Annotated in this window: 4 protein-coding genes; all 4 read right to left on the minus strand. The window is 76.9% G+C overall.

Annotated elements, in window-relative coordinates:
• Positions 1-1,717, minus strand: a 1,717-nt coding sequence (locus H1A17_RS32785) for a non-ribosomal peptide synthetase (protein WP_194823701.1), incomplete at its 3' end; no start/stop codon positions are given.
• Positions 1,714-4,062 (minus strand): lantibiotic dehydratase, encoded by a 2,349-nt coding sequence (locus tag H1A17_RS32790; RefSeq protein ID WP_194823702.1) that lies wholly within the window; start codon positions 4,060-4,062, stop codon positions 1,714-1,716. The genes H1A17_RS32785 and H1A17_RS32790, both read right to left, overlap by 4 nt.
• Positions 4,059-7,151: a thioesterase domain-containing protein gene (locus tag H1A17_RS32795; protein ID WP_194823703.1), complete on the minus strand. Its 3,093-nt coding sequence runs from the start codon at positions 7,149-7,151 to the stop codon at positions 4,059-4,061. Before H1A17_RS32795 ends, H1A17_RS32790 begins: the two co-directional genes overlap by 4 nt.
• Positions 7,148-7,406: hypothetical protein (locus tag H1A17_RS32800; protein ID WP_194823704.1), on the minus strand; the 259-nt coding region annotated here is incomplete at its 5' end. The genes H1A17_RS32795 and H1A17_RS32800, both read right to left, overlap by 4 nt.

The following is a 7,406-nucleotide window of genomic DNA, read 5'->3' on the forward strand; positions in this document are numbered from 1 at the left end:
CGTCCCGGGTGTCGACGTGCCGGCCCAGCTCGGCGCGGAGCGCGGCGACCAGCCGCATCGCGGCGATGGAGTTGCCACCGGCGGCGAGGAAGTCGGCGTCCGGGGCGGGTGCCGCGCCGAGCAGCCGGGTCCAGGCCCGCCGGACGGCCCGCTCGACCGGGTCGGCCGGCTCGTCGGTCGGCCCGGCAGCGGGGGCGGCGGTCAGGGCGGCGTCGGCCAGCGCCCGCAGCGCCGGCCGGTCCAGCTTGCCGGTGGTGGCGCTGACCGGCAGGTCGTCGCGGCGCAGCAGCCGCGCCGGCAGCATCGCGGCGGTCAACCGCCCCCCGGCGTACGCCCGGACGGCGTCGTCGTCGGGCGCGGTGGCCGGGGTGAGGAAGGCGACCAGTTCGGTCCCGGCCGGGCCGGGCACCGCCTCCACGGCCACCCGTCCGACGCCGGGCACGGCGGCCAGCACGGCCTCCACCTCGCCCAGTTCGATCCGCTGGCCCCGGATCTTGACCTGCCGGTCGGCCCGACCGAGGTAGACGATCCGCCCGTCGTCGCCCTGCCGGACGAGGTCGCCGGTGCGGTAGAGCCGCTCGCCGGGCAGCCCGGAGAACGGGTCGGGGACGAACCGGTCGGCGGTCAGGCCGGGCCGGTTGAGGTAACCGTCGGCCAACCCGGGGCCGCCGATCAGCAGCTCACCGGTCTGCCCCGGCGGCACCGCCCGCAACGCGTCGTCCACCACGTACGCCCGGTGGTTGGGCAGGGGCAGCCCGATCGGCACCGGGTCGGTGTCGGCGGCGGTCAGTGCGCCGCTGACCGCCAGCACGGTGGTCTCGGTGGGGCCGTAGCCGTTGAGCAGCCGTCGTCCCGGCGCCCAGCGGGCGGCCAGCTCGGCGGGGACGGCCTCGCCGCCGCAGAGCACCGTCCGCCAGCCGGGCACCCGGGCCGGGTCCAGCATGGACAGCACGGTCGGGGTGATGAAGCCCCAGTTGACGTCGTGGGCGGCGATGAACCGGGCCAGCCGGTCCGGGTCGGAGCGGTCGTCGCCGCCGAGCAGTTGCACGCTGCCGCCGAGCAGCAGCGGGACGAACAGGTCGATGCTGGCCGCGTCGAAGCCGAGCGAGGCGATGCCGAGGCTGCGGACCCCGGCGTCGGCGGCGCTGAGCGCGGCGCAGCCGGTGACGAACTCCACCACGTTGCGGTGGGTGGTCAGCACCCCCTTGGGCCGTCCGGTGGAGCCCGAGGTGAACAGCACGTACGCCGGGTCGCCGGCCCGCGCCGGGCAGGGTGCCAGCGGGGCCGGGCCGGTGGCGGTGACCACCTCGATCCCGGGGGTGTCGGCGAACTCGACCGCCGCCGCGTCGCCGACCACCAGCGTCACCCCGGCGTCGGCGGCGATCTCCCGCAGCCGCTGCCGGGGGCCGCCGGGCTCCAGCGGCACGTAGCAGCCGCCGGCGAGCAGCACGCCGAGGACGTCGACCACGAGGTCGGGGCGGCGGTGGGCGCAGATCCCCACCCGGGTCTGCCGGCCCACCCCCCGGGCCCGCAGTACGGCGGCCAGGCCGGCCGCCCGGCCGACCAGCTCCCGGTAGGTGAGCCGGTCGTCCCACTGGCGCACCGCCACCGCGTCCGGGCAGCGGGCCGCCCGCTCGACGATCAGGTCGGCGAGGGTGCCGTCCGGCCAGGGCAGTGCCTCCCCGGCGACGGCGCTGACGGTCAGGATGTCGGTCACTGCACTCCCCGTACGGTGGCGGGGTCGGCTCCCCGGTGGCTGGCGGGTTCGACGCCCGGATAGGTGGCCGGGTCGGTGATCAGCAGGCGCAACTCGCTGACGTGCCCCCGGCCCGCCGCGTCGGGCACCCAGCTGTCGGCCGGGGTGGGCAGCAGCTCGGTGACGACCAGCGGGACGTCCGGGCCGGTCCGGACGGCGGTGTCGACCATGGCGCACAGCGACTGGGCGTACAGCGGGCCGGTCAGGTCGACGTAGCAGGGCTTGACCTCGGTGCCGACCTTGACGAACACCCGCTCGGGCAGGTCGGCGGCGGCCCGGAAGCGGCGCACCGCGAGGTAGCGGGCCGTCTCGTCGGGATGCCCGGCGAGGCCGCTGGCCCCCACCGTGGTCCGCCAGGTGCGCCGGGCCACCACCAGCCGGTCGATGACGATCCGGGGCATGTGCGGGGCCGGGTCGAGCAGCTTGAACGCGTCCAGCAGCAGCGCGCCGAGGACCTGGGCGAAGACCTCCACCAGCGGCCAGCGGGCACCGTCGGGAAAGACCGCGACCAGTTCGTCGCCGTCGTAGGAGACGGTGACGGCGGTGGCCGCCACCAGCCGGTCGACGTCGGCCCCCTGCGCGGTGTCGATGCCCAGCTCACGGTCGGTGGGGCCGGGCAGGCCGTAGGTGGTGCGGGTGGCCCGCCGGGGAAAGCTCTCCGGCCACAGCACCCGCAGCCGGGTCGGGCCGAGGTCGGTGTCGAGATCCGCCCGCAGCGCCGCCGGATCGGGGTGGAACATGCTGAGCACCGCGCTGTCGAACGCCATCGCGGCCGGATGCAGCTCGCCGAGGACCAGCAGGAACTCCCCCCGCGCCAGCGCCTGCGGGGAGGCGGCGGCGATCTGCACGTCGGGGTTGTGCAGCCGGGCCGACGGCCAGCCGGGCCGGTCGGCGGGGAAGACCGCGTGCACCTGCCCGGCCAGGTCGGCGGCGGACAGCCGCAGCTCGACGCAGTCGGCCGGCAGGTCCCGTAGGCCGAACAGCCGCGCCCACCGCTCGGTGAGTTCGGCTCCCGCGGTGGCGACCGGCCCGTGCGGGGCGACCAGCGTGCCCTGGGCCAGCGACCAGATGTCGGCCAGCCGGACCGGCCCGTCGGCGGCCAGCTCGTCGTGCAGTTCGGCCAGCAGGGTGGTGACCCCGACGCCGATCTCGGCGGTCAGCCAGCGGGCGGCCTGCAACACCACCGCCAGCGGGGCGGCCAGCGCGTCGAGGACCGGCGCGCCGAGACGGAACTCCAGGTCCCGGGCGGAGTCCTCGTAGCAGACGGTGCGGCCGGCGTACATCTGGCCACGGTGGCGGGTGGCGGGCCGGCCGGTGACGGCGGTGAACTCGGTGTTGAGGCCGGCCAGCGCGGCGGCGAGCCGGTCCGGGTCACCGGCGGCGGCGGCGACCTCGTCCCGGGCCGCCCGCAGCCGGTCGAACCCGGCGGCGGCCCCGGCGCGGGCCTGGTCGTCGCCGATCGCGGCGATCCGGTCGGCGAGCACCCGTTCGGCGTCCGGGCTGACCGGCAGGTTGGCCCCCCAGGAGAGCTGTCCCCGCTCGACCCAGCGGTCCAGCAGCAGGTAGCCGTCGTCGACGCGGTGCACCAGCCCGTCGGCGTGCAGCCGCCGGACCAGCTCGACGGCGGGGGTCCGGCCGTCGCAGTCGGCCAGCAGCCGGGCCTCGGTGGCGGTCAACGCGATCGGCGGGTGCAGCGGCCGGCGCAGCCGGCGGTCCTCGACGGTCAGGTGCGGTTGCCGCATCGGGGCCCACCACCGGCGCACGGCGAGGTCGTCGGCGAGCCGGTCGGCGTACTCGGTCAGCGCCCACGCCTCGAAGAACACCTGCCGGCGGGTGACCAGGGCCGGGCCGGGCCGCAGCTCCGCGCCCGGGTGGGCGGGGTCGAACACGCCCCAGCAGACCGGGCCGAAGAAGCCGATCGTCTCGGCCTTGCCGCAATACCGCTGCCAGTAGCGCAGCAGCCGGGCCTCGCGCTTGCGGCGGGGGGAGTTACGCACCGCCGGATCGGTGCGCAGCAGCCCGTCCAGCGCCGCCAGCATGTCCGGGTTCTGCCAGGTGATCGCCTCCCGCAGCAGCGGGTCGGCGGCGATCTCCCCGGCGACGGCCGAGGACTCCAGGAAGGCCGCGCCGAGGATCTTGCCGAAGACCTCCGGCGGGACCTCCCCGGCGAGCACACCGTCGGCGGCGGCGGCCGCGCCGGGGGCGGCGAACCGGTCGAGCCCGGCGGCCGGGAAGCCGGCGCTGCGCAGCACCACGTCCCGCCACACCGACCAGCCGGTGCCGCCCAGAGGTATCAGGTGGCTCATCGGGTGGCCTCCCCGGCGGGGGCGTCGACGATCTGCAACCGCAGCTCGCTGAAGTAGCGCCGGCCGGCGGCGTCGGGCACCCACGCCTGGTCGGGGGTGGGCAGCATCTCGCTGACCACCAGAGAGACCGCGTCGCCGCCGTCGACCCGGGCGGCCCGGACCATGGCGCAGAGCATGTTGGCGAAGGCGGGGCTGCTCAGGTCGACGAAGCAGGGCTTGGTCTCGGTGCCGAGCTTGACGTAGACCTGCTCCGGCAGGCCCAGGTGCCGCCGCCAGGCCCGGACGGCGAGGTAGCGGTCGCGTTCCCCGCGCGCGTCGGCGAACCCGCACGCGCCGACGGTGGTCCGCCACGTCTCGCGGGCCACCACCAGGTTGTCCAGCACGATCCGGGGCGTGCGGGGCGCGGCGGCGACCAGCTTGAACCCGTCGACGGCGTGCGCGCTGAGCAGCTCGGCGAAGATCTCCACCAGCGGCCACCGCTGCCCGTCGCCGGCGGTCGCGACCAGGTCGCCCCGCTCGTCGGTGACGGTGAGGTCCACCGTGGGCAGCAGCCGGGCCGGGTCGCCGCCGGGGGCGGGCAGGAACGCCAGGTGCCGGTCCGTCGGCCCGGTCAACGCCTCGGCGGTACGACTGGTCCGGCGCGGCCAGTCGGTCGGGAAGAGCAGCCGGACCCGTCGTGCGCCGAGGTCCTCGGCGAGCGCGGCGCGCAGCCGCTCCACGTCCGGGTGCGCGGGGGTGAACACCGAGCAGTCGAACGACGACCAGCCGGCGTGCAGTTCGCCCAGCACGACGGTGTACTCCCCGCGTCGCAGGGCGTCCACGTCGGTGGCGCAGATCTGCAGGTCGGGGCTGTGCAGCAGGGCGTTGGACCAGGTGGGTCGGGTGGCGGGGAAGGTCGCGTCGATCCGGTCGGCGAGGTCGGCGACCCGCAGCCGGACCGGCCCGGCGTCGGCGGGTCGGGTGTCCAATCCGAACAGTCCGGCCCAGCGGGCCGCGAACTCGGCGGCCACCGCGTCGACCGGCCGCTCCCCCTCGCCCCAGAACAGGCCCTGGACGAGGAACCACAGGTCGGACAGGGCGACCGGACCGTCGCCGGCCTCGGCGCGCAGCTCCTCGTAGAGCGAGCGGAACACCGCGTCATACGCCTGCGCCAGCGCCTGCACCAGCCAGCGCGCGGCGCGCAGCAACACGTCGAGCGGGGCGGCGAGGTCGGCCAGCAGGGGTGCGCCGAAGACCGCGTCGAGGTCCCGGCTGGTGTCCTCGTAACAGATGGTCCGGCCGGCGTACATCTGGCCCTCCCGGCGGCGGGGGGCGGCCCCGGTCAGCGCGGTGAAGGTGTCGTCCAGCTCGTCGAGGGCGACCCGCAGCCGGTCGGGGTCGCCGGCGGCCGCGGCGACGGCGTCGCGGGCCGCCCGCAGCCGGTCCCAGCCGGCCTGTGCGGTCAGCCGGGCCGGTTCGTCGCCGATCGCGGCGATCCGGGCGGAGAGCACCGGCTCGGCGTCGGGGCTGACCGGCAGGGCGGCGTCCCAGGTGAGCAGTTCCCGGGCCACCAGCCGGTCCAGCAGGGCGTAGCCGTCCTCGGGCCGGCGCAACCCGACGGCCGGGTCGGCCACCAGGTCGTACGCCGGCCGGTGGCCGTCGACGGCGGCGAGCAGCGCGGCCTCCACCGGGGACAGCGGGACCGGTGGCCGGCCGGGCCGCCACACCTCCCGTCCCCGGACGCTGAGCTGGGCGCAGAGCCGGGGCGGCCACCAGCGGCGTACCGCCGGGTCGGCACCGATCCGGTCGGCGTAGGCCGCCAGCGCCCACGACTCGAACCAGACCCACCGGCGGCGGGTCAGCGCCGTGCCGTGGCCGACCCGGGCCACCTCCGGCTGCTGCGGGTCGACGGTGACCCAGCAGCTGGGCCCGAAGAAGCCGACCGTCTCGTTCTTGCCGGCGTAGCGCTGCCAGTACTTGAGCAGCGCCCGCTCGCGGTCGCGGCGGCGCACGTTGCGGGCCGCGTCGCCGCCGCTGCGGGCCAGCCCGTCCAGGGCGACCAGCGCGCCCCGGTTCTGCCAGGTGACCGCCTCCCGCAGCAGCGGGTCGGCGGCCAGTTCGCTGCACCGGTGCGCGGCGGCGCGGACGGCCTCGGTGAACTCCTTGTCGAACCGGTCCGGTGGGGTGTCGCCGTCGAGCAGGTCGTCGGCGGCTGCGGCTGCCTGCGGCGCGGCGAAGCGGGTCAGCCCGTCGGCGGGGAAGCCGGTGCCGCGCAGGATCGCGTCGCGCCACACCGACCAGCCGGTGTCGCCCAGCGGCACCCGGTGGCCGCCGACCCCGGCCGGGGCCGCGTCGGCGCGGGTGGGCGGGGCGGGGGTTTCGCTGGCGGCGGCCAGGTCGGCGCGGATCAGCCGCAGCAGCTCGGGCAGCCGGTCGTGCAGGAAGAAGTGGCCGCCGTCGAGTTCGTGCAGGGTGAAGCCGGCGGCGGTGTGCTCGGCCCAGGCGGCGCTCTGCTCCCGGCTGACCGCCCGGTCGTGCCGCCCGGCGAACGCCACCACCGGCACCGGCAGCGGCGCCTCGGGCAGGTACCGGTAGCTGTCGACCCGGCCGAAGTCGGCGCGCAGCAACGGCAGCAGCAGTTCCACCAGCTCCGGGTGGTCCAGCAGGCCGTCGGGCAGGCCACCGCCGGCGGCGAGCCGGCGCAGCAGCTCGTCGTCGTCCACCCGGGACAGCCCGTCGAAGAAGCTGGCCGCGGTGACGTGCGGGGCGCGGGCACCGCCGACGTACAGCCGCACCGGCAGCTCCCGGCCGGTGCGGCGCAGCTCCCGGATCACCTCGAAGCCGACCCGCCCGCCCATCGAGTGCCCGTAGACCGCGTACGGGCGGTCGGCCCGGTCGGCGATGGCGGTGGCCACCTCGGCGACGGTGAAGTCCGGGTCGTCGCCGATCCGGTTCTCCCGGCCGGGCAGCTGCACCGGCAGCACCTCCACGTCCGGGCCGGCCTCTGACTGCCAGCGGCGGAACGCGCTGGCGCCACCTCCGGCGTACGGCAGGCAGAACAACTGCACCGGTGCCTGGGGTCGGCTTCCGGGCGAGACGAACCAGTTCACCGTGCGCCTCTCTGCGGTGGGTCGATCCAGTGCCGCCGGCGCTGGAAGGGGTAGCCGGGCAGTCCGGTGCGCCGGACGGCGCCCTCCGGGTGCAGCGCGGCCCAGTCGACGTCGCGGCCGGCCACCCAGCCGGCGGCCAGGTCACGCAGCGCCCCCGGCGCACCGGCCACGGTGGCGTCGGTGGCGAGCAGTTCGTCCAGTCCGGCGACCGCCCCGGCCAGGTCGGCGGCGACCACGGCGGCCCGCTGGGCGAAG

Origin of the sequence: Micromonospora sp. S-DT3-3-22 (assembly GCF_015354745.1) — a bacterium.
Taxonomy (GTDB): domain Bacteria; phylum Actinomycetota; class Actinomycetes; order Mycobacteriales; family Micromonosporaceae; genus Micromonospora; species Micromonospora wenchangensis.

Excerpts from the sequence above, each read along its gene's own strand:
- H1A17_RS32790 (WP_194823702.1), bottom strand. The coding sequence starts at position 4,062 with ATGAGCCACCTGATACCTCTGGGCGGCACCGGCTGGTCGGTGTGGCGG.